This window comes from Gemmatimonadota bacterium (genome assembly GCA_040388535.1).
In the GTDB taxonomy this organism is placed as follows: Bacteria; Gemmatimonadota; Gemmatimonadetes; order Gemmatimonadales; family GWC2-71-9; genus Palsa-1233.
In genome coordinates, this window is record JAZKBR010000008.1 from 163113 (window position 1) to 185157 (window position 22045).

Annotated in this window: 17 protein-coding genes and 1 tRNA gene; 12 read left to right on the forward strand and 6 right to left on the reverse strand. The window is 65.4% G+C overall.

Translation table 11 applies throughout. The features are described from left to right. Positions 1-514 precede the first annotated feature (514 nt). The 7 genes from V4558_15615 to V4558_15645 all read left to right on the forward strand — a co-directional run bounded on the left by V4558_15615 (position 515) and on the right by V4558_15645 (position 7635). Positions 515-587, forward strand: a tRNA-Asn gene (locus V4558_15615). A gap of 6 nt (positions 588-593) precedes the next feature. Then, positions 594-2585: an alpha-L-fucosidase gene (locus tag V4558_15620; protein MES2306930.1), complete on the forward strand. Its 1992-nt coding sequence runs from the start codon at positions 594-596 to the stop codon at positions 2583-2585. Positions 2586-2607: 22 nt separating this feature from the next. Beyond that, positions 2608-4137, forward strand: coding sequence for a hypothetical protein (locus V4558_15625; GenBank protein ID MES2306931.1), 1530 nt, complete (start codon positions 2608-2610; stop codon positions 4135-4137). A gap of 138 nt (positions 4138-4275) precedes the next feature. After that, positions 4276-4581 carry a 30S ribosomal protein S14 gene (gene rpsN, locus V4558_15630; GenBank protein ID MES2306932.1) on the forward strand — a complete coding sequence of 102 codons (306 nt, stop codon included), beginning with the start codon at positions 4276-4278 and terminating at the stop codon, positions 4579-4581. 18 nt (positions 4582-4599) lie between these two features. Further along, complete coding sequence (gene rpmG / locus V4558_15635; protein ID MES2306933.1) at positions 4600-4758, forward strand: 50S ribosomal protein L33; 159 nt, start codon at positions 4600-4602, stop codon at positions 4756-4758. An 87-nt stretch (positions 4759-4845) separates the two neighbouring features. Beyond that, the gene (locus V4558_15640) at positions 4846-6189 is read left to right on the forward strand and encodes an aminopeptidase P family protein (GenBank protein ID MES2306934.1); all 1344 of its coding nucleotides are present in this window, start codon (positions 4846-4848) and stop codon (positions 6187-6189) included. Positions 6190-6216: 27 nt separating this feature from the next. After that, entirely contained in the window at positions 6217-7635 is a 1419-nt protein-coding gene (locus tag V4558_15645; GenBank protein ID MES2306935.1) for a pyridoxal-dependent decarboxylase, read from the forward strand. 119 nt (positions 7636-7754) lie between these two features. Here the strand turns inward: V4558_15645 and uvrA are convergent, their stop codons facing one another. Further along, positions 7755-10538: an excinuclease ABC subunit UvrA gene (gene uvrA / locus V4558_15650; GenBank protein MES2306936.1), complete on the reverse strand. Its 2784-nt coding sequence runs from the start codon at positions 10536-10538 to the stop codon at positions 7755-7757. A gap of 176 nt (positions 10539-10714) precedes the next feature. On the opposite strand from uvrA, the gene V4558_15655 reads away from it, so the two are divergent. From V4558_15655 to V4558_15675, 5 genes are all read left to right on the forward strand, one after another. Then, a complete protein-coding gene (locus tag V4558_15655; GenBank protein ID MES2306937.1) occupies positions 10715-11773 on the forward strand; it encodes a lysylphosphatidylglycerol synthase transmembrane domain-containing protein in 1059 nt (352 codons plus the stop codon). Next, positions 11770-13560 carry an ABC transporter ATP-binding protein gene (locus tag V4558_15660; protein ID MES2306938.1) on the forward strand — a complete coding sequence of 597 codons (1791 nt, stop codon included), beginning with the start codon at positions 11770-11772 and terminating at the stop codon, positions 13558-13560. Before V4558_15655 ends, V4558_15660 begins: the two co-directional genes overlap by 4 nt. A gap of 66 nt (positions 13561-13626) precedes the next feature. Further along, positions 13627-14280, forward strand: coding sequence for an FHA domain-containing protein (locus V4558_15665; protein MES2306939.1), 654 nt, complete (start codon positions 13627-13629; stop codon positions 14278-14280). Further along, on the forward strand, positions 14281-15048 hold the full coding sequence (locus V4558_15670; GenBank protein ID MES2306940.1) for a Stp1/IreP family PP2C-type Ser/Thr phosphatase: 768 nt from the start codon (positions 14281-14283) through the stop codon (positions 15046-15048). 135 nt (positions 15049-15183) lie between these two features. Beyond that, complete coding sequence (locus V4558_15675) at positions 15184-16284, forward strand: hypothetical protein (GenBank protein MES2306941.1); 1101 nt, start codon at positions 15184-15186, stop codon at positions 16282-16284. Between the two features lie 7 nt (positions 16285-16291). Here V4558_15675 and V4558_15680 read toward each other — a convergent pair whose 3' ends face one another. The 5 genes from V4558_15680 to V4558_15700 form a co-directional block, all read right to left on the reverse strand. Continuing rightward, complete coding sequence (locus V4558_15680) at positions 16292-17353, reverse strand: hypothetical protein (protein MES2306942.1); 1062 nt, start codon at positions 17351-17353, stop codon at positions 16292-16294. A 15-nt stretch (positions 17354-17368) separates the two neighbouring features. Next, positions 17369-18604: an HD domain-containing protein gene (locus V4558_15685; protein ID MES2306943.1), complete on the reverse strand. Its 1236-nt coding sequence runs from the start codon at positions 18602-18604 to the stop codon at positions 17369-17371. 261 nt (positions 18605-18865) lie between these two features. Next, positions 18866-20728, reverse strand: a complete 1863-nt coding sequence (locus V4558_15690; protein ID MES2306944.1) for a phosphoenolpyruvate carboxykinase (GTP) — start codon at positions 20726-20728, stop codon at positions 18866-18868. Positions 20729-20761: 33 nt separating this feature from the next. Next, positions 20762-21421 (reverse strand): hypothetical protein, encoded by a 660-nt coding sequence (locus V4558_15695; protein MES2306945.1) that lies wholly within the window; start codon positions 21419-21421, stop codon positions 20762-20764. Beyond that, the gene (locus V4558_15700; GenBank protein MES2306946.1) at positions 21421-22026 is read right to left on the reverse strand and encodes a hypothetical protein; all 606 of its coding nucleotides are present in this window, start codon (positions 22024-22026) and stop codon (positions 21421-21423) included. Before V4558_15700 ends, V4558_15695 begins: the two co-directional genes overlap by 1 nt. Positions 22027-22045 lie beyond the last annotated feature (19 nt).

The window sequence follows — 22045 nt, forward strand, 5'->3', positions numbered from 1 at the left end:
AGTGAAGCAGGGCCAAAATGGAAGGGGCAAAAGCGTTGTAACGTTAATTTCCACAACGACTTAGCACGCACCGTGCCAGACAAAAACCGGCCATGATGGCGCACTCAGGTGCTCAGGTGCAAGAGTGAGTACTCGCAATCGAGATGGTTATGTGAGTAACTGCTCATTTGGCGTTGTAAGTGACCACAGCGTAATGGATTTCGGAAAGGTGTCCGGAAATCGGGCAAGAATGGCGGTGGCTGTCGGAATGGCTGGTGCAGAGTGACACGAGAAGCGAGGAGGGGGAGGGGGAGGAGGGAGGAGAGAGGTAAGGTGTCTCCCTGAGCGAAGCGAGGGGGCTGGTCTCAACGTTGAGAGGGTGCTCCCTCGACTTCGCAGCCCCGCGGGCTGCTCCGCTCAGGATGACACTCTCCCTCCTCCCCTCCTCCTCTCCTCCCTGAGCCAGTTGATCTTGTACCGGCACCTCCGTTTCGCTACTTTGACGCCCGCTTGTTAGGTTCGGGCGGTATGTCATTCCCGAGTAGCTCAGTTGGTAGAGCAGCTGACTGTTAATCAGCGGGTCGGGGGTTCAAGTCCCTCCTCGGGAGCTTCTGTTGCAGCGTCTTGACGGCGATCCTTCGGGGTCGCCGTTTTCGTTTGGCCACCCCTTCCTTCCGCCGAGCCTCGACTTGATCAAGATCCCGCAGCTGGGTCTGCGACCGCAGAAGGGCGATGTCGCCGATCGTGCGGCCCAGTTTCAGGCGATGGCCTGGAGCCTCTTCGCCGGCCTGTTCATGGCAACGGCGGCGATCATCTTCGCGGGTGCGCCCGTCATTCCCACGATCGGGGCGGCGTTCGTGTTCGCGTATGTTGCGGGATCCCTCATTGCATGGTTCTCGGGTTCGGTCTCGCACACGTTCATTCACACGCTGCTCGCTGGTCGCGGCGAACCGCGCGCGCCAGAATACTCCGCGCAGGAAGCGCTGCTGATCCAGGGCCGCGTCGACGAGTCCATCAAATCGTTCCACAGCTACATCGCGCATCATCCTGAAGATCTCGATGTGCGCATCCGCCTCGCCGAAGTGCTGGGCAAGGAAGGGAATGACTCCGCGGCATCAGAAGAAATGTTTCTCGAGGCACGCATCGTGGGCACCAGCAAGCGCCAGGATGTGTCGGTGTCAAACGGGCTGATTGATCTCTACCGTCGCGGCGGAAAGACGGAGCAGCTCAAGGCCGAACTCGCCCGCTTCGCCCGCAACCACCCTGGCACCTTCGAGGCCCGGAACGCGCAAGCGTATCTGCGCCAGCTCGCCGGCATGATCATCTGCCTCTTGATGGCTGCAGCCGCGCCATCGCTGGATGCTCAGGCGCCTTACACCCCCACCGCCGCGAACCTCGCCGCCCGCGAACGCTTCCAGGATCTCAAGCTCGGCATGTTCATCCACTGGGGCCCGGCGATGGTGCTGCAGGATGGCGAGTGGGTGATGGAGAATCGCCATCTCACGGTGCGTGAATACGAGACCCTTCCCGCGCTCTTCAATCCGGTGCAGTTCGATGCTGATGCGTGGGTCCGCTTCGCGAAGGAATCGGGGCTGCGCTACATCACCCTGATCACCAAGCATCACGACGGCTTCGCACTCTGGAACTCGAAGGTGAGCGATTGGAACATCATCGCCCGCACGCCGTTCAAGCGCGACATCGTGAAGGAGTTGAGCGGGGCGTGCCAGCGTGCGGGGATGCCACTCTTTCTCTATTACTCGCAGCTCGACTGGCACAGCACCGACTATTTCCCGCGCGGCGGCACCGGGCGCGGCGCGGGGCGCCCCGAGTCAGGCGACTTCAACAAGTATCTCGATTACATGGATGCGCAGCTGACCGAGCTGCTTACCAACTACGGACCGATTGCCGGCATCTGGTTCGACGGGATGTGGGACCGACCCGACGCCGATTGGCGGCTGCGGCAGACCTACGACCTGATTCACCGCTTGCAGCCGGCGACACTGATCGGTTCCAACCATCATCAGGCGCCGCTCCCTGGCGAAGATTTCCAGATGTTCGAGAAGGATCTTCCGGGAGCCAACTCTGCCGGCTTCAACACCACCCACATCAGCGCGTTGCCGCACGAGACGGCCGAGACGGTGGCGGAGTCGTGGGGATTCCGGCTAAACGACCGGGCGACCAAGTCGCTCGACCGGCTGGTGCGCTACGTGGTGAATGCGGCCGGTGTGGGCGCCAACTTCCTGCTCAACGTGGGACCGATGCCGATCGGCAGTATCTACCCCGACCACGCCGCCCGGATGCGCGAGCTCGGCGGCTGGCTCAAGCAGCACGGCGAGGCCATCTACGGCACCCGCGCCGGCCCGATCGGGCCCCGGCCCTGGGGGGTGACCACGACACAGGGGAACCGTGTCTTCGTGCACGTCCTCGACTGGCGCGATCGCGAACTCACGATTCCGCCGGTGGGTGGCGAGGTGATTGGGGCGACCCTCCTGATCGGTGGTGCGGCGGTACCGTTCCGGGCCAGTGGCGATGGCTGGACGCTGGTCCTGCCCGAGCGCGGGGCAGGGGAGATCGACCAGATTGTAGTCTTGGTTCGGCGCGGCTGATCCGATACTCTGAGGGATGTCCATGTCACGCTACCTCCGCCTTCTCAAGCCCACCGCGATCGCAGCCGTGGTCTTCTTCCTGGGCTGCCGCGCACCATTCGAGCCTGATCCGGTCGGCGTGATCCCGCCGCCACCGCCTGGCCCGCCATCACCGCTGCTGCCGTTCCGGCTCGGTTCCTTCGGCGCCGATTTCGCGAAGGCAGTCGCCGTCGACCCGAGCGGCAGTGCCTACGTGACGTCGTCGTTCTCGAACACAGTGGACTTCGATCCGGGCAGCGGCAACGTCTCGAAGATCTCGCAGGGCGGCACCGACATCGCGATCGCGAAATACTGGACCGATGGTACGCTGGCCTGGGTGCTCTCCTTCGGCGGCGTCGGCGCCGACATTCCCTACGATGTCAAGGTGATGCCCAACGGCACTTCGTATGTCGTGGGATACCAGAGCGGCGGTGCGCTCTGCAGCGGCAAGGTGATTCCGAATGCCGGCGGACGCGACGCATTCATCGCCCGCATCAGCCCTGCCGGCGTCTGCGAATGGGCGCTCGGCATCGGTGGCACGCTCGATGACGAAGCACGCAACGTGGTAGTCGAACCGAATGGCGATATCGTCGTCACCGGCCTCTTCCGCGGCACCGTCGACTTCGATGCTGGCGGTGGCGCTACCGAGCTGGTCTCGCGCGGCGGCAGTGATGTCTTTGTCGCTCGCTACAGCGCTGCAGGGGCCTTCCAGCAGGCGGTGCAGTTCGGCGGCATCGATGACGATGCGGGATCCGCCATCGTACGTACCGCCGACGGCGACCTGATCGTCGGTGGTGAGTTCCGTGCGTCGGCGACCTTCGGATCGGCGCTCGCTCCGATCGTCCTGGTGAGTGCCGGCGTCAGTGACTACTTCGTCACGCGCCTCGCGACCGGCCTCGGCCTCCAGTGGGCGATTCGTGGTGGCGGCACCGGCACCGACCTCATCGGCACCGGCGGAATCGTCGCCGACCCCAACGGCACCATTCTCGTGACCGGTCTCTTCTCCGACGTCGCCGACGTCGACCCGAGCCCCGGCACGGTGCTGCTCACCTCGCAGGGGCTCTCCGACATCTTTCTCGTCCGCTACGATGGGTCAGGGGTCTGGTCAGGGCTCGCGCAACGGATCGGTGGCAGCGGCAGCGATGGGGTCCAGGGATTTGCGCGCGGTTCCGATGGAAATCTCTACCTCGCCGGCTGGTTCCAGGGGAGCGTCGACTTTGATCCGGGTGCTGCGGTCAAGGCGCTGAACTCCTCAGGGACATCGGGCGCGGCCGACGGCTTCGTCCTGTCGCTCAGCCAGACGGCGGAGTTCCGCTGGGTGGCCCCGGTGGGTTCGGTCATCGCAGGAGATGCTAACTTCTCTATTGCCAGTGGGTTAGCTGTTTCCAACGACGGTGCCGTATGGGCCGTCGGGCGTTTCTTCGGTCTGGCCGATCTCGACCCGACCCAGACGGCCGTCCAGGTCCAGAGCCTTGGCGATGCCGATGAGTGGGTGGTTCGCTATCAGGCGGCCAACGGAACGCTGCTCCGCTGAGGTCGGGGAAGGGCCCCCCTTCCCTAAAGCACGCAGCCACCCCATTTTAGACGGCTGAATGGAAGCCGGGCTGGTGGCGTTGCCGCCGGCCTACAGAGTGTCCGGTGCGCGGCAAACCGCGCGGGAGTAACGAGCGAGATGGCCAAGACGAGTTCGGTCCAGCGCAACCTGAAGCGCATCAAGCTGGCTGCCAAGTACAACGACCAGCGGCTGAAGCTGAAGCAGATCATCCGCAGCGAGACGGTGTCGCAGTCCGAGAAGGATGACGCGATCCGGAAGATGCAGGCGATTCCGCGCAACGCATCGCCGGTCCGTGTCCGCAATCGCTGCCAGATGACCGGCCGTGCTCGCGCCTACGTGCGTCGCTTCGGTCTCTCGCGTATCTCGTTCCGTGAACAGGCGCTCGAGGGAAAGATCCCCGGCGTTCGCAAGGCGTCCTGGTAAGGGCGAGGAGACGACACCATGGCGAAGAAGGGACGCGTGCAGGTCAAGCTCCGTAGCACCGAGAGCTCCTACATGTACACGACGACCAAGAACCCGAAGAAGCACCCGGAGCGGATGGAACTGCGCAAGTATGATCCAACGCTTCGCCGTCACGCGGCGTTCAAGGAAGAGAAGTAGTCCGACTCACCGGACTTGCAACACCACGGGTCGCTGATGCGTAGGCATCGGCGACCCGTTTTCGTTTGCCCGCCTCCGGAGATCGCCGTGTCGCCTGCTGCCTTGAACCGCGCCCTCGTCCTCCTCACGCTTGTCGCCTCAACGACCGCTGCGCCGCTGCGGGCGCAGGAAGGCTCTCCCGGTGGGCCAGTGCCCGTCGCATCGCTCCAGGCCCGTCGTGCGGCCTTCCTCGCCGCAATGCCGAAGGGCATCGCCGTCGTCGAAGCCGGCACGACCAAGAGCAACGATCTCGGTGACTACCCGCAGGACGGCGACTACCGGGAGCGAGCAAATTTCTTCTACTTCACCGGCATCGAGAGTCCCGGCGGCCGGCTCGTGTTCATCCAGCCCGATTCCGGCAGCAGCCAGGGGCGCGTGCTCCTCTACCTCGCCGCGCCGCCCAAGCAACGCAATGCCTGGTTCGCACCGACGATCGCGGCCGACACGGTCGCGGCTCGTCTCACCGGGCTGTCGATGGAACAGATCATCGCCGGTGGTGGCCCACCGGATGGAGCCGGCCCGACCGCGCTCCCGGCCGACAAGTTCACCACGGTCTCGGACTCCATCGCCAATGCCCTCTCGCTGTCGAAGCTCGCCCCGCGGGTGATCAGTCGGCTCATCACGCCGCTGCGATCGATCAAGGACGACGACGAGATCCGTCGCCTCCGTCGCGCCGGCGACATTTCGGCCGAGGCGCATCGTGCCGCGATGCTCAACGCGCGCCCCGGGATGTGGGAGTTCGAGATCGAGGCGATCGTCGAGTACACCTTCCGTCGTCGCGGCGCCGAGCGCGTGGGGTATCCGTCGATCGTCGGATCCGGTCCGAATACCACGACACTGCACTACGACCTCTCGCGCCGCCAGACCAAACCCGGTGACCTGGTGCTCATCGACGCGGCCGCCGAATTCGGCTACTACTCCGCCGACCTGACGCGCACCTTTCCAGTCGATGGCAAGTTCACGCCGCGCCAGAAGGCGATCTACGAACTCGTCCTCGGCGCGCAGCAGGCGGCGATCGATTCGGTACGCCCTGGCACGAACATGGTGGCACTGCACCAGATCGCCGCCAAGTACATGAAGGATCACTCGGGCACCCTCTGCGGCACCAAGACCTGCGACGCGTACTTCATCCATTTCCTGTCGCACACGGTGGGGCTCGATGTTCACGATGTCGGTGGCGGAAACCAGCCGCTCAAGGCCGGGATGACCTTCACCATCGAGCCCGGCATCTATCTCCCCGAGGAGAATCTCGGCGTCCGGATCGAGGACGTGGTGCTGGTCACGGCGACCGGTTCGGAGAATCTCACCAAGGGCGCACCACGCACGGTGGCCGATATCGAGAAGCTGATGAGTCAGGGCAAGCTGCAGGGACTGAACGCGCTCAAGCCGTAGTGCTCCGGGGGCGTATCTTTCGCGCCCATGGACAACGAAGCCTTCCGCCGTCACGGTCACGAGATCGTCGACTGGCTCGCGGACTACTTCCGCGATATCGAAACGCGGCCGATCGTCCCGGCAGTTGTGCCGGGCGATCTCCGCCGATCGCTCCCCACCGCGGCACCGCTGGCTGGTGAGCCATTCGAACAGATCCTCAGCGATTTTCGCGAGCAGGTACTCCCAGGCATCACCCACTGGGGCCATCCGGGGTGGTTCGCCTACTTCCCATCCAACACGTCGCCGCCCTCGGTGCTGGCCGAGTTTCTCACCGCCGGGCTCGGTGCCCAGTGCATGAGCTGGGTGACATCCCCTGCCGCAACCGAACTCGAGCAGGTGGTAATGGTCTGGTATCGCCAGCTGCTCGGCCTCTCCGACGCGTTCACCGGTGTCATTCAGGATTCGGCATCCACCGCGACCTTCGTGGCGTTCCTCACGGCGCGCGAGCGGCTGGCCGATGATGCCGGACGGATGACGGCCTACTGGACTTCACAGGCGCATTCGTCGATCCCGAAGGGAGCACGACTGACCGGGATTCCGGTCGACCGCTGCCGGATCATTCCGGTTGATGATGCCTTCGCAATGCGCTCGGACGCCCTCATGACCGCGATGGCCGAGGATGTCGAGCAAGGGCTGGTTCCCGGGATCGTGGTGGCAACGATAGGGACGACGTCGTCAACCGCCTGCGACCCGCTACGCTCGATTGGCGAGGCCGCGCGGCAGCACGGCGCGTGGTATCACGTGGATGGTGCCTACGGTGGCTCGGCGGCGATTCTTCCCGAGGCGCGACCACTGCTTGACGGTGTGGAACTCGCTGATTCGTTCGTGACCAATCCGCACAAGTGGATGATGACGAGTTTCGACTGCTCGACCTACTTCGTGCGCGATGTGGATGGGTTGCTGCGGACCTTCGCCGCAAACCCCGAATACCTCCGCACCCGCCACGACGCGGAAGTAGTCAACTATCGCGACTGGGGGATTCCCCTCGGCCGGCGTTTCCGCGCACTCAAGCTCTGGTTTGTGCTGCGTTCCTATGGCGTGGCCGGACTGCAGGCGCTGATCCGCAAGCATATCGCGATGGGGCAGCAGCTGGCGCAGTGGGTCGACGAGGCCGCAGGATGGGAGCGACTCGCCCCGGCACCGCTGGGGCTGGTCTGTCTCCGGCACGTGCCGAAAGCGCTCGCTGGAGATGAGGCAGTGCTCGCGGCACATAACGCGGCGCTGATGGAGCGTGTGAATGGGTCGGGGAGGGTCTACCTCACGCATACTGTGCTCGACGGCAAGTACGCGATCCGGGTCGCGATCGGCGCGTGGCGGACGGAGCGGCGGAATGTCGAGGAGGTATGGGAACTACTGAAACGAGAAGCGAGAAGCGAGAAGGGAGAAGCGGGGGCGCTGTCACCCTGAACGAAGTGAGGGGGCGGAGCCTGGTACTGCAGCGATGCTCCGCCCCCTCGCTTTGCTCAGGGTGACTACGACTCTGCGGCGATTCACTCGCTTCTCCCTTCTCGCTTCTCCCTTCTCGATCATCCTTCCGCGAGCACCCCTTTCAGGAACGTGCCGGTCCACGAGCCCGCGGTTGCGGCCACTTCTTCGGGCGTGCCCATCGCGACGATCTCGCCGCCGCCATCGCCGGCCTCGGGACCGAGATCGATGACCCAGTCGGCGCGCTTGATGACATCGAGATGGTGCTCGATGACCACCACGGTGTGGCCCGCGTCGACCAGCTTGTCGAGTACGCTGATCAGTACTCGCACATCGTCGAGGTGGAGACCCGTGGTGGGCTCGTCGAGCAGGTAGAGCTTGCGACCGCCACGCTTCTGCGCCGCGATCAGCTCACGAGCGATCTTGAGCCGCTGCGCTTCGCCGCCAGAAAGGGTGGTGGCCGGTTGCCCGAGGCGGAGATAGCCGAGCCCCACCTGTTGCAGCTGCCAGAGCGCGGCGCCCAGTTTCGGCTGATGCCGGAAGCGGCGGATCGCCTCGTCGACACTCCACTGCAGCACGTCGTGGATCGAGAAGCCCTGCAGCTTCACGTCGAGTACGGCACGCTTGAAGCGAGTCCCGCCGCAGACCTCGCACGGCACGAAGACATCGGCGAGGAAGACCATCTCCACTTGCACGTGTCCGGCACCTTCGCACTCTTCGCAGCGGCCACCTGGCAGATTGAATGAGAAGGTCGCCGGCGTGTATTTCCGCTGCTTCGAGAGCGGGTGCGCCGCGAAGAGTTCGCGGATCTCGTCGTAGGCCTTGATATAGGTCACTGGATTCGAGCGGGGCGAGCGGCCGATCGGCGTCTGGTCGACCAGCACGACATCGGTGATGAGTTCCCAGCCCTGCATGGAATCGACTTCACCAACTTCTTCGCCCAGGTGCGTCTTGGCGGAGTGCTCGCCCTCGAGCCGGCGTTCGAGCTGCCGGTAGAGCACGTCGTAGGCGAAAGTACTCTTTCCCGAGCCCGACACGCCGGTGATGGCGGTGAGGGTACCGAGCGGAATCCGCGCGTTGACGCCACGGAGATTGTGGAGCCGCGCGCCGCGCACCGAGAGCCACGCTGGCCCGAGCGGACGGCGCACACTCGGAATGCCGATCCGCTTGCGGCCGAGGAGATAGTCGGCGGTGAGGGTGTCGTGCGCATCCGCGACGGGGCCGCTGTGCACTAACTGGCCACCCTGTTCGCCGGCACCCGGCCCGAGCTCGAGCATCCAGTCGGCGCCCTTGATCGCCGCGGGGTCGTGTTCCACCACCACCACGGTGTTGCCGAGGTCGCGCAGCCGGAAGAGCAGGGCGAGGAGCCGGTCGGTGTCGCGCGGATGGAGGCCGATCGACGGCTCATCGAGAACGTAGAGGGCATCGACGAGTCGTGAGCCGAGTGCATTGGACAGGGCGATGCGCTGGGCCTCGCCGCCGGAGAGAGTCCGCGTCTGGCGGTCGAGCGTGAGGTAGCCGAGGCCGACATCGCGGAGATACTCGACGCGACTCGCGACCTGTTCGAGCACCAGGTCGGCGACGATGCGCGCCGTATCTGCGAGCTGCAAGCCGGCGAACCAGGCGTGGAGCTTGTCGACGCTGAGTGCGGCGACATCGGCGATGGTGCGTTCGGCCACGCGCACGGCGAGCGCCTCGGGGCGAAGTCGCGCACCGTGGCAGACGCTACACTGGTGGGCCAGCTGGTACTGCCGCAGGAAGACGCGGATGTACTGCTTGTAGCGCTTCTCTTCCAGCCCGACGAGGAAGGGAAAGATGCCGAGATATTTCCCCGACTTCCCGTGGAGCAGCGTCTCCTGCACCTCGGTCGGGAGCGTGTGCCACGGCGCGTCAATATCGGCGCCGAGCTTTTTCGCCGTCGAGGCGAGCAGCTGCCGCTTCGCTTCGTAGCGCGGCTTGGTCCACGGATCGATGGCGCCTTCACTGATCGATCGTTCCGGATCGGGGACCACGAGCGCGATGTCGTATTGCAGCACCGCGCCGAAGCCGTTGCAGGTGGGGCACGCCCCGCGCGGATTGTTGAACGAAAAGAGCGCCGGGGTGATCACGGCGGCTGGCGTGTCACAGTTGCTGCACGCTGGAAATTCGGTGAAGCGAAGGCGGCGAGCCTCGCCAAGCACCAGCGCGATCCCTTCGCCCTCATCGAAGGCGCTCGCGATGGCTTCGGCGATGCGACCGCGCTGATCCTCCACGGCCACGAGCCGGTCGATGATGACGAGCACTTCCTTCGCGGCGATCAGGTCGAGCCCGTCAGGGAGTTCGTCGAGATGGAAGGCGGTATCATCGACGAGCAGACGGACGAAGCCGAGGGCGCGCAGGTTCTCGACGGTGCCGGTGTGCGAGACGTGGGCCGATGGTGGCAGCGGGAAGGCGACCTGGATCCGGCCCGTCAGCGCAGCCAGGGTGGCGTCGGTACTCGACTGCGCCGTGTCGCGGCGCACCGGTGCGCCGCACTTGATGCAGAACTGTTCGCCGATGCGGGCCCAGAGGAGGCGCAGGTAGTCGTAGACCTCGGTCGCCGTTCCAACAGTGGAACGCGAGGACATCGCGGGGGCGCGTTGTTCGATCGCGACGGCAGGAGCGATCCCCTCGATGCGGTCCACCAGCGGCTTCGGCATCCGCTCGAGGAACTGCTTGGCATAGGTGGAGAGCGACTCGATGTAGCGGCGCTGGCCCTCGGCATACAGGGTATCGAACGCGAGCGAGCTCTTGCCGCAACCGGAAGGACCGGTGACGACAGTCAGGGAGCGGCGCGGAATCTCGACCGTGATGCCCTTGAGATTGTGCTGGCGTGCGTTGACGACGCGGATGACGGGGCGATGCACCCGTGAAACGTAATCGATGAAGGATGAGGGATGACAGATGACAGATGACGGATGACAGATGACCGATGTTCGGAGGAGGGATCTCCCCGCCCGGGATCCGTCATCTGTCATCTGTCATCTGTCATCCTGCACGGAGCCACTTCTCAGGTCGGCGCTCCGCGCGTACGTTTGGCGCAATGGCTCTCCTGACTCCCAAGGCGCTCCGCCGCGGCTTCTCCCTCTTCGTCCTGATCTCCCTGGTGGGTTACGTCGCCGTGCTGGTCTATGGTGACGATGGGGCAGGATTCGTCCGTTCGCTCAGCGGAATTCACTGGAGCTGGGTGCTGGTCGGGCTGGGGCTCGCGTCGATGGACTGGCTCGGGGGCGGGTTGCGGCTCTGGATCCTGGCGCGCGAGGTCCACGAACGGCCGCCATTCTGGGGAATGGTCATCGCCGGCGGGATGGGTGCGTGGGGTGCCTACGTCACACCGCTTCAGGCTGGGGCCTCGCCGATGATGGTGTACGCCATGAAGCGCGCCGGTGTCCCGGTCGCGAAGGCGATGACCATCACGCTGATGTCGTTCATCGCCACCGTGATCTTCTTCGCCGTCAGCGGTCCGCTGGCACTCCTCCTCGGCGCCGGCAAATCGCTCGGCGGCCGCGGCGATGTGCTCGGGCTTTCCCTGCTCGACCTGTTCAAGGGAAGCATGGGGATCTTCGCGTTCCTCGGGGTGCTGCTGCTGGTCGTGCTGATCGCGCCGAAGTTCATTTCGGCAATGGTGCATCGCATCGCCGGTGCGCTCGGCAACCGGAGCGCCCGCGTCGCCGCGCGACTCGAGTCGCTGCACGCCGGGATCGATACCGCACACGCGAGCATGAAGGTGTTCAACACGCCGCGTGGCTGGCTATCGCTCTTCTGGGCCACCATCGTGTCGGGCCCGAGCCACGCGAACAAGTTGCTCGCCGGCTACGTCGCCTTGCGCGTCGTCGGCATCGAGGCGCAGTTCGTCGATGTGCTGCTGCTTCAGACGCTGATCACCTTCCTGCTCTACTTCGCGCCGACGCCCGGTGCCTCCGGCATTGCTGAAGTGCTGTCGGCGGCGGTGATGTCGCTCTACCTGCCGCGCGAACTCACGCCGCTCTATACCCTCGTGTGGCGCTCCATCCTGAGCTGGTTCACCATCGCCTTCGGTTTCATGGTCTTCTCGACCTGGGTCCGCAGCGGGGTGAAGGAGATCGAGGTCGACGCGACGTGAGCGGCGTGGCCGCTGACGAGCCGGTTCTCGGAGCCGCCGATCCCCAGATGGGTCGGCGGCTCCTCGGCTACGTGCGCCCCTACCGTGCGGGGGTTGCCGCCGCCGTGGGGCTGTTGCTGGTGGATGCGGCGCTTGCCCTGGTGAGCCCGGCGCTCACGCGGCGAGCGCTCGATGTGGTGATCCCGGCCAAAGACAGTGCGATGTTGTTCACGCTGGGCGGGCTCTTTCTCGCGGCGTTGCTGGTTGGTTTTGTTGCCGAGTACGTCCAGACCGTGGTGACGACCTGGGTCGGTCAGCGAGTGATGTCGGATCTGCGGCGACAGGTGTTCGAGAAGCTGCAGCGACTCAACGTGTCGTTCTTCGATCACCAGCCGGTGGGCCGTCTGGTGACGCGCGTCACCTCCGATGTCGAGACCCTCAACGAGCTCTTCACCTCTGGCGTCGTCACGGTGATCGGCGACATCGCGACGCTCCTCGCCATCAGCGGGATGATGCTGGCCATCAACTGGCGGATGGCGCTGGTGGCCTTTGCCGTGCTGCCGCTGATGGGGATCGTGGTGGCCATCTTCCGGAAGTCGATGCGCGAGGCGTTTCGCGATATTCGCGGCGCCGTCGCCCGGATGAATGGATTCCTCCAGGAGCACCTCTCCGGCGTGCGTGTGGTGCAGCTCTTCGATCGCGAGGCCGCCATCGGGGCCGCTTTTGCGGAGACGAACCGGGCTCATCGTGATGCCCAGCTCCGCTCGATCCATCTCTACGCGCTCTTCTTTCCGGTGGTCGAAGTGCTCACCGCCACTGCCGTGGCACTGCTCCTCTGGTACGGTGGGCTCCGTTCGATCGGTGGCTTCCTCACGGTGGGCACTCTCGCGGCGTTCATCCAGCTGGTCCGCCGCTTCTTCCAGCCGTTGCAGGACCTGTCGGAAAAATTCAACCTGCTGCAGAGCGCCATGGCGAGCGGTGAGCGGCTCTTCCGACTGCTCGATTCCCCGATCGAGGTGCCCGAACCGGTGCACCCGGTAGCATTTCCGGTCCCGGCCCGCGGTGAAGTGGTCTTCGAGGATGTCTGGTTCCGCTACTCCGATGACGCATCCTATGCACTCTCCGGGGTTTCCTTCCGGGTTGCCCCGGGCGAAACGGTGGCACTTGTGGGGCACACCGGTGCTGGCAAGAGCACGGTGCTCTCCCTCCTGCTGCGCTTTTATGCGCCGACACGGGGTCGCATTCTCGTCGATGGCGTGGACATTGCCGAGGTGGACACGGGGGAATTGCGGCGGAGGATCGGGTTTGTGCCCCAGGACCTGTTTCTGTTCCGGGGGGATCTCGAGCGGAATCTTCGGCTCGATCGCGATCTCGAACCGGCCGCAGTGCAGGGGGCGCTGGCGGCGGTGGGCGCTGACGGGCTGATGGAGCGGCTCCCGGGCGGCCTCGCTCATGTCGTGGCGGAGCGTGGCCGATCATTGTCGGTGGGCGAGCGGCAGCTGTTGTCGTTCGCGCGGGCGCTGGCCGGGTCACCGCCGATTCTGGTACTCGACGAGGCGACCAGTGCGGTCGACCCCGAGTCGGAGGGGAAGATCCAATCGGCGCTCGCTACGTTGCGGCAGGGGCGGACGGCCCTGGTGGTGGCGCATCGTCTGGGGACGGTCCTCGATGCCGACCGGATCCTGGTATTTCACCACGGCGAGCTGCGAGAGATGGGGTCGCACGCCGAGCTGATGGCGGCACGGGGGCTGTACGAACGGCTCGTCCGGCTGCAACGAGGGGAGGTCCCGCGAAAGGGCGTCGGCTGATTTCGCTTGCCCCCCTCCCCGGGCGTCGGATAGCTTTCCCGACCCCCAACCGATCAACCCTAGGCGATGGAGTCCACCCTGGACGGAATACTGCTGCACGACCCCAGCTCTGGCACGCTGGTGCCGGCGATGGGGGATGAGGCAGGACCCGTGCTGGCTGTGCTTTTCGTCCGATCGGGCGTCGGTGGGGTCGAGCGTTTTCCGGTGCGGTCCACGACGGCCCGGCTCGGTCGCGCGCCCGACAACGACGTCGTGCTGGTGGCGCCCTCTGTGGCCCCGGAGCACGCCGAATTGTGGTTGAGGGGCGGTCTCTGGTCGCTTCGCGACCTCGGATCGACTGGTGGGTCGCTGGTGGACGGCGCGGCCGTCGCAGGGGCGGCATTGCTTGCCCCAGGCTCCGAGATCCAGCTGGGCGAAGTTCGTCTGGCGTTCGACCCCCAGGATCGCTGGGAAGATTCGCCGGCTGAGGTCGCCATCGAAGCCCCCGAGCCGGTACCTGAGGTTGAAGAAGTGCCGCCGCTGGAATCCGTCGTGCTCGACCCGGCCCGGTTCGTTGATGAGGTGGAGCCGACCGAGCGCATCCGGCGGTTCCATGAGGCGTCGACGCCATTCCTGGTGATGCCTGAGTCCGAAGCTCCTTCTCGTCGCGTATGGTTCATTGCGGCCGTTGCCGTGGTCGCCATCGTCGCCGTCGCCTACTTCCTTCTCCAGGCCCGCTGAATGCGCTTTTCCTGCGCCGCCCGAACCGATGTCGGGGTCGTCCGCTCCGGGAATGAAGACAGCTACATGATGGCGAGCGACCGCGGGCTTTTTGTGGTCGCCGACGGCATGGGCGGTCACGCCGCGGGCGAAGTGGCCAGCGAAATGGCCACCCGGCTGGTGTCGGAGGAGTTCCGCCCCGCACGTGGGATGACCGACGACGAGCTGATGGCTCAGATGGTCGGGGCGATTCGCGCGGCCAACGCGGCGATCTTCCGGCGGACCCTGCAGGAACACGACAAGCGGGGAATGGGGACCACGGCCACGGTGCTCAACCTGTTGCCGCGTCGCTACCTCATCGGCCAGGTGGGTGATTCACGAGCCTACCTGCTGCGCGGCGACACGCTGACGCAGCTCACCAAGGATCACAGCTACGTGCAGGAACAGGTCGACGCCGGCCGGCTCACGCCCGAAGAGGCGCGGATCCATCCGTACGCCAATGTGATCACGCGCTGCGTCGGCTCCAGCGGCGATGTCGTTCCCGATCTCTACTTCGGCACGCTCGAGGCCGGCGACCTGATCCTGCTCGCCTCTGACGGACTCACGGGCATGCTCGACGACGAGGATGTCGCCGAGACGATGCGGAGTGAACTGCCGCTCGAGGAGATGGTCGACAAGCTGATTGCCGATGCCAACCATCGCGGCGGCCTCGACAACATCACCTGCATCCTGGTGCGGATCGAAGAAGTGTCACCGCCGACCGGCGAAATGCCGACCATGCGCGGGTAGTAACGCCGGGGTCGCGCCCGCGACCCTGATGCACCGATTCCGGGCGGCACCGCGCACGAGGAAGTAGAATCTTCTTCTCCTTGCCTGGAACGCCCCATGCCCCGGTTCCCACGTCCCGTCCGGTTCATCTCCGCAATGGCACCCTTGCTCGCCATTGCGTCACTGGCCGCGTTTCGCGCCCGCTCCTCTCCCGAGGCGGAGTTTGTTGCGATGGTGAAGGCGTACCTTGCCCTCGGCGGACCGCCGGGCTGGGACATGCTCGAGAAACTCCCGGCCATCACCTGGGCTCCGCTGCCACCCACCGCGCTCACCAATTGCCTCCCCGACGGTGGCTGCTTCGCGCGGCAGGGGAAGGCGACGCTTGCCGGGAGGCCGCTCGCGGTGGTCGCGACGGGCGCGCGGTCGATGGTGATGAACATCTATTTCCGGAACAGCGGGGCGCCTTTTGGCGAGGCCGCGATTGTCGCCGCCTTGAAGGCGGCTTCACTCAATCCATCGCTCGCGCGCTGTCCAGTGAACGGAGCCGCCGGAAGCACCAACTGGTATCGCCTGACCGGCCCCGGTTACCTCTCGGTGCAGGGCGCGGTTGCGGGCCGGCCGGCCGAAGGGTTCGTGCTGGGGTACGGCGCCGACCTGCCGCGGTTGCAACCGAATCAGCTGGCGCTCTACAGTGAACAATGCGCGGCGGGAGCGGAGCGCACTGTGGTGTCGAGCGCGAAGCCTCATGAACTCCTGGCGCAAACCGTTGTCGCACTCCTCGCTCCTGCCACCGGATACGACTGGAAGACCCTGCCAACGCTGGTGCCGGAGATTGTCTGGGATGCGGCCGGACCGAAGAAGGTCGACCTGTCATACAAACAGGACCCGAATCCGTCGAGCCTCAACGGCACGGTGAAGCTTGCGGGGCGGGAGTTCTCGGTAATGGCGAGTGGCAGCGCGACCCAGGTGAAGGTGCTCTACTTCGACGAGATCGGGCTGCACCCGCGTGGCGAACACATGCTCGGCGTGGTCTATCAGAAGGGAATTGCCGTACAGCTGGTCCGTTGCGGACCGGTATACACCGAGTCGACCAACAACTGGTACGCGCTCAGCAGTTCGAAAAACAGGCCAGCGAGCATCCTGCAGTCGATTCGCTACGACGGCAATCAGGTGCAGGACGCCTACGTGCTGCGGCTCGATGGAAGTCTGCCGACCCGTGATCCGCGTGACCGGAATCCCGGCGCGGGTGGGTGCTGAGGCCGGGCTAGTTCAGCAGGTCGGCGAGCAGGTAGAGCCGGCCATCGGTTTTCCGCACTACCACCCGTGTCCTGTCGGGTGAGAGCCGCGCAACTTCCGGGACAGCGCGCCCGATAAAGGTCTGCAGGATCGACGCCTGACCAGTGGCGAGCGAGATGCGCCAGATATTGCTCGAGGCGACGCTGCCCCCCCCCGCCTCTCGGGTGACGACCAGACAGAGTTCCTGCTGACAGCTGAGACTTACGACGGCCCGTGATGGCGCGAATGGCAGGGTGTCGACGATGCGCTCCGGGCCGCCAGCAACCGGCAGGGCAACGATCACATTTCCCGGCTTGTCATACACGATGGTGCTGCCTCCCTCGGCCGATGCGAAGCGCCCGATGGCGGCGGTGCCGGGGATGATGGTGAGCAACGTGGTGTCGCGCGAAATGACCCCGTGCGTGATGCCGAACGGCGTCAACAGCGAATCGGGGCGGAGATAGTAGGCGCGCGCAATGAAAGCACCCGATCCGGCCCACTGCAGGTCGGTGAGCCAGTTGATCTGATCGGGCGTCACGGTGGGATGGCCATTGTCGTCGCGGTAGAGCCGCAGGAGGTGCCTGCGCTGGGCGTACGGTGCGTGTCGGGAACCGAGCCAGAGTTCGGCCTCGGTGCCTACCGGAAAAAAGAAGCCTGGGCGCTGGTGGGTTTGCATGTAGAGCAACTCTCCCATCCCGCCTACGGCCGCGCTGACAAACACATCGTTGGAATCGCGATAGTGGGTCAGGGTCCGGTCACACAACTGCCAGATCATGCTTCCGCCGGCCGCGGGAATGAGCCCGAGACAGTTGTCGAGCGGATCCTTGCGTCCGACGCCAACGAGTAGCGGGAGGTCGTAACTCTCGTTCGGTCGGGGCATGAGGAGCAGCACGCCAGAGCCGTCACCCGCCCAATCAAAATCTCCGTAGGCCCCGACGGTGAGTTGACCATCGGCGTTCAGGGGGCCATCGGCGCGACCCGACGTGCCGACGAACGGTTCTGAGTGTCCGCATGCTGCAAGCGCGATCGCCAGCAGGAAGGTCCGTCGCATCCGACGCTCGAACGTTCAGGAGGGGGTGAGCAACTCGCGGGGAATGCCGTCGAGCTTGCGCGGTTCACTCGTGAAGATTCGCAGCCGACGCGCCGTGCGATAGAGTTCGTCGGCGACGCGGGGCAGGCCGAGCTGCCCGCTGCGTCCCTCATCGGTGAGGCGCTCGACCGTGCCTCCGCGCGTCAGCAAGGGCAGATCTACCTCGAGCATGTTGGCACGCTCGGGGTAATCGATGAGCACACCGCCGTTGGGCAGTTTCAGCGCGCGCGCGAGCGCATCCTCCGCCTCGGCCAGCCGCACCGGATCGTTCCAGAGCCAGTCGGGGAGATCCGCTGGCACCGCAGTGGCCGGGAGATCGAGCGCGCGCTTGTAGAGGCGCCGCTCGTGTACACCCCGCGCGAGGCCGGTCGGGTCGAGTTCGAGCAGCAGGGTCGTGAGTGTGCCGTCGGTCGCGTCGGCCACCGTGGCGACATCGAGCGCGCCAGTGGCAACGGTGGCGCGCACGGCGCGCTTGAACATGCAGGTCGCCGAGCGCACCGCGTGATGCCAGTAGACGTTGCGATACATCTGGTACTTGGCGAAGAGGAGTGATTCCAGTGCGCTGGTTCCCTTTTCCTGCACGCCGACTTCGCGGCCCCCTGTTGCGTTATCCAGGAGCGAGATCGAGGCGAGCAGGCGATCGACATCGACTTGTCCATAGGGCACCCCGCACATCCGCGCATCGCGACTGAGATAATCGATCTTGTCGAGATCAATCGAGCCGGAGATCAACCCCCCGAGCGGCGAATCGCTGGTGCCCTGAATCAAGGCGGCGATGGCATCGATGAGCGGCTCGCCACCCAGAGAGCGCAGCACCTCACCGAGCTCACCGGTGCGAAGACGTGCCGCGCCAAGACTCTCGTGATGCGTGAAGCCGGCTTCTTCGAGCGCGTGCGAGAAGGGATAGTGACCGATGTCGTGCAACAAGGCGGCGAGGCGGACCGCGAGCCGCGCTTCTTCGTCGATGCCGTCGAGATCCCCGCGCTCATTGAGCGATGCGAGCGCGCGGCGCGTGAGATGGTAGGCGCCGAGCGCGTGTTCGAAGCGCGAATGGGTGGCGCCGGGGTAGACGAGGAAGGCGTGGCCGAGCTGGCGAATGTGACGGAGGCGCTGCACCGTGGGCGTGTCGAGCGCCGCGACGGCGGCGGGCTCAAGACGGATGTTGTCCCAGAGCGGATCGCGGATGATTTCGGGTGCCTGGCGTGGGAGCACGGGTCCCCTCGGTGTGGTTTCGCGCTGTCGGAGTCGGGCCACACTCTGGCGATGCGAGCCACGATAGCTGGTCCGGCCGTGAAACTGCAAAGCAATATACTGCAATGCGTTACCTCTGGTGGCCGGCAGCAGTTGTCGACGGGGAGAACTACACTTCACCAGAGACCCGTGCGGTGCACCCCGAGTCACTTCAAAGCCCAACGGGGGGCGAGCCGATTGGCTCGCCCCCCGTTGTTTGTGCCGTCAATCTCGTGGCACCGCCTAGACCGTTTCGGCCTCGAGTCGCCAGGTCTCCGGCGAACGCCAGAGGGCCGAGAGAATCAGTTCACGCATGTACATGAACTCCTGCGGCAGGCGATCGTAGAGTTTCTCGAACAACTCGCGGTGCGACAGCAGTTCCGACTTCCACTGCTCTCGATCGACTTCCATCAGGGCGAGGAAGGTCTCCTTGGGGAAGGCCATGCCGTCCCAGCGGAGGTCTTCGTAGCGTGGCATCCAGCCGATCGGTGATTCGATCCCGCTTGCCCGCCCGCGCACCCGGTTCACCACCCATTCGAGCACGCGCATATTCTGCGAGTAGCCGGGCCAGATGAACTTGCCGTTGCCGTCCTTGCGGAACCAGTTGACACAGAAGACGCGCGGCGGCTCGCTCAGGCCGCGGCCCATCTGCAGCCAGTGATTGAAGTAGTCACCCATGTGATAGCCGCAGAACGGCAGCATTGCGAACGGATCGCGACGCACCTGACCCGTAGCGCCAGCCGCAGCGGCCGTGGTCTCCGAACCGATGGTGGCGCCGAGATAGACGCCGAAGTTCCAGTTGAAGGCCTGGTAGACGAGCGGCACTGTGGTCGCGCGGCGGCCGCCGTAGATGAAGGCCGAGATCGGCACACCAGCAGTGTCTTCCCACGCGGCATCAATCGACGGACACTGCGACGCCGGCGCGGTGAAGCGCGCATTCGGGTGCGACGACGGGCGCCCGGCGTCAGGCGTCCACTCCTTCCCCTGCCAGTCGGTGAGCTTTGCGGGCGGCTCCTTGGTGAGCCCTTCCCACCAGACATCGCCATCCGGAGTGAGTGCGACGTTGGTGAAGATCGCGTTCTTCTCCATCGTCTTCATCGCGTTGGGGTTGGTCTCCCACGACGTGCCCGGTGCCACGCCGAAGTAGCCGGCCTCGGGATTGATCGCGTGCAGCCGGCCGTCGGTGCCGGGGCGAATCCAGGCGATGTCATCGCCTACCGTGGTGACCTTCCACCCGGCGTAGCCCTCGGGCGGGATCAGCATCGCGAAGTTGGTCTTGCCGCACGCGCTCGGGAAACCCGCCGCGACATAGGTCTTCTCGCCCTTGGGATCTTCGACGCCGAGGATCAGGGTGTGCTCGGCCATCCAGCCATCATCGCGGCCCATCACCGAGGCGATGCGCAGCGCGAAACACTTCTTGCCCAGGAGCGCGTTGCCACCATAGCCGGAACCGTAGCTCCAGATCTGGCGATCCTCCGGGAAATGCACGATGTACTTCTTCTCGGCGTTGCAGGGCCACTTCACGTCGGCCTCGCCCGGTGCGAGTGGCTTGCCGACCGAGTGCACGCAGGGCACGAAGTCACCACCATCCAGCGACTCGACCACGGCGCGCCCCATGCGGGTCATGATCCGCATGTTGACCACCACGTAGGGCGAGTCGGAAAGCTCGACGCCGATATGGGACAGCGGTGAGCCGATCGGGCCCATCGAGAACGGCACCACGTACATGGTGCGGCCACGCATCGCGCCGTCGAACAGCCCGGTGAGGGTATCGAGCATCTCGCGCGGGTCGACCCAGTTGTTGGTCGGGCCGGCGTCCTGCTTGCGGTGCGAGCAGATGTAGGTGCGGTCTTCCACGCGGGCCACATCGCCCGGGTCGGAGCAGGCGAGGAACGAATTGGGGCGCTTCGACTCGTTCAGCCGCACGAAGGTGCCGCTGGCGACCATCTGTTCGCAGAGGGCGTCGTATTCCACCTGGGAACCGTCGCACCAGTGAATCGCATCGGGACGGGTGAGCGTCGCGATCTCCTGCACCCAGGCGACGAGCTTGGGATGCTTGACCCAGGAAGGTGCGGCGACGTCCAGCGGCGTGGTCGAGGCGGTCATCACGTCTCCATCAGAAGCATACAAAAGGCAGACTCAGCGTCGTGGACCAGGCGCGAGTCGTGAGGGCAGGTGATACAAGGTCTCGGCGGTGATGCGGTCCTGCTCGGAGAGCTGGTCGACAACCGGATCTCCGAACATGATGTCGCCGATGTTGGGCGACTCGCGCAAGAGTCCAAGTGCGTGACCGAGCTCGTGCGTGGCCGTGATCCGGTAGCACCCGTCGAGCCCCGGCGGGTCCGGGGTGAAGCGGGAGTAGATGTAGATCCGGAACGGGAAGAGGACCGTGTGATTGGTCAAGTTGAATGGGATGTCGGTGGCACCGCGACACTCGGGCGCGAAGGCTTCCGCCCGCATCAGCAGGCCGCCGATGGGTGGTGCGACGATGTTCCTGACGATGACGTCGGCTCTCGACGAGTCGTCGACCATCACGGCGTCGAACTCACCGTAGAGGAACGCTGCTTTCCAGCGACTGATGGCAAGCTGCATGTGGGGCTTCAGCGGGTCGTCGGCGCCGACCCAGACCCGCACCGGCAACGCCGAGCGCGGCCAGTGGAAGGTCACGGTATCGACCGCGCCGTCCGGCGTGCCCTTTGAGACGAATTGCCGATAGTCGTAAGGCCCTGTGCGCAGCGGCGAGACCAGATCGGAGCAGCCGACGACCAGCAGCGCCAGCAGCGGAAGGAGTCGCCGCATCAGAACCTCCGCTCCACACCGGCGAAGAGGCCGACGCGCTGCACCGTGGTGAACTGCGAGTAGCCGATCTGGTCGAGGTGCTTCGTGGTGAACGTCGAGTAGTTGTAGCGCGCGTTCACGACAACCGAGTATGCAGCGTTGAGCGGGCGTGACCACGAGGCGCCCGCCGCGAGCAGCCAGCGGGTCGGCGAGTCATCGAGGAAGACACCGAACTTCTCGGCGGGGCGGTAGAGCAGGGCACCGCCACCGGCTTGCCAACGAAGACTGTGGCCAATGGGACCGTCGAGGAGCAGGGTCAGGCTCATGGTGCGGAGCGCGCCAAGCTCATCGTTGACGCCGTTGTCGGTGACCTTGAGGGTCGAACTGCCGATGGCGCCCTCGAGCTGCAAGCGGTACCCAAGGCCGACGTCGTGACTCACCGCGACGGCCAGCGTCGGAGCGATCGCCGGCTTGAGCGTGATCGGTCCGCCGAGATCGTCGCGAACGAGCGGGGTGCTGACGACGGCGCCGGCACTGAGCCGAAGGGCGGCCTGCGCGCTCGCCTGTCCGGTCCCGATCAGGGCCGCAGAGCAGGCGAGGAGGAGATGGGCTCGGGTGAGGGGCATCCAGCAAAGGTGCCGGGAA

Bases quoted from the DNA above. Each gene is read 5' to 3' on its own strand.
- V4558_15625 (MES2306931.1), top strand. From the start codon at position 2,608: ATGTCACGCTACCTCCGCCTTCTCAAGCCCACCGCGATCGCAGCCGTG.
- rpsN (MES2306932.1), top strand. From the start codon at position 4,276: ATGGCCAAGACGAGTTCGGTCCAGCGCAACCTGAAGCGCATCAAGCTG.
- rpmG (MES2306933.1), top strand. From the start codon at position 4,600: ATGGCGAAGAAGGGACGCGTGCAGGTCAAGCTCCGTAGCACCGAGAGC.
- V4558_15645 (MES2306935.1), top strand. From the start codon at position 6,217: ATGGACAACGAAGCCTTCCGCCGTCACGGTCACGAGATCGTCGACTGG.
- V4558_15655 (MES2306937.1), top strand. From the start codon at position 10,715: ATGGCTCTCCTGACTCCCAAGGCGCTCCGCCGCGGCTTCTCCCTCTTC.
- V4558_15665 (MES2306939.1), top strand. From the start codon at position 13,627: ATGGAGTCCACCCTGGACGGAATACTGCTGCACGACCCCAGCTCTGGC.
- V4558_15670 (MES2306940.1), top strand. From the start codon at position 14,281: ATGCGCTTTTCCTGCGCCGCCCGAACCGATGTCGGGGTCGTCCGCTCC.
- V4558_15675 (MES2306941.1), top strand. From the start codon at position 15,184: ATGGCACCCTTGCTCGCCATTGCGTCACTGGCCGCGTTTCGCGCCCGC.
- V4558_15680 (MES2306942.1), bottom strand. From the start codon at position 17,353: ATGCGACGGACCTTCCTGCTGGCGATCGCGCTTGCAGCATGCGGACAC.
- V4558_15690 (MES2306944.1), bottom strand. From the start codon at position 20,728: ATGACCGCCTCGACCACGCCGCTGGACGTCGCCGCACCTTCCTGGGTC.
- V4558_15695 (MES2306945.1), bottom strand. From the start codon at position 21,421: ATGCGGCGACTCCTTCCGCTGCTGGCGCTGCTGGTCGTCGGCTGCTCC.
- V4558_15700 (MES2306946.1), bottom strand. From the start codon at position 22,026: ATGCCCCTCACCCGAGCCCATCTCCTCCTCGCCTGCTCTGCGGCCCTG.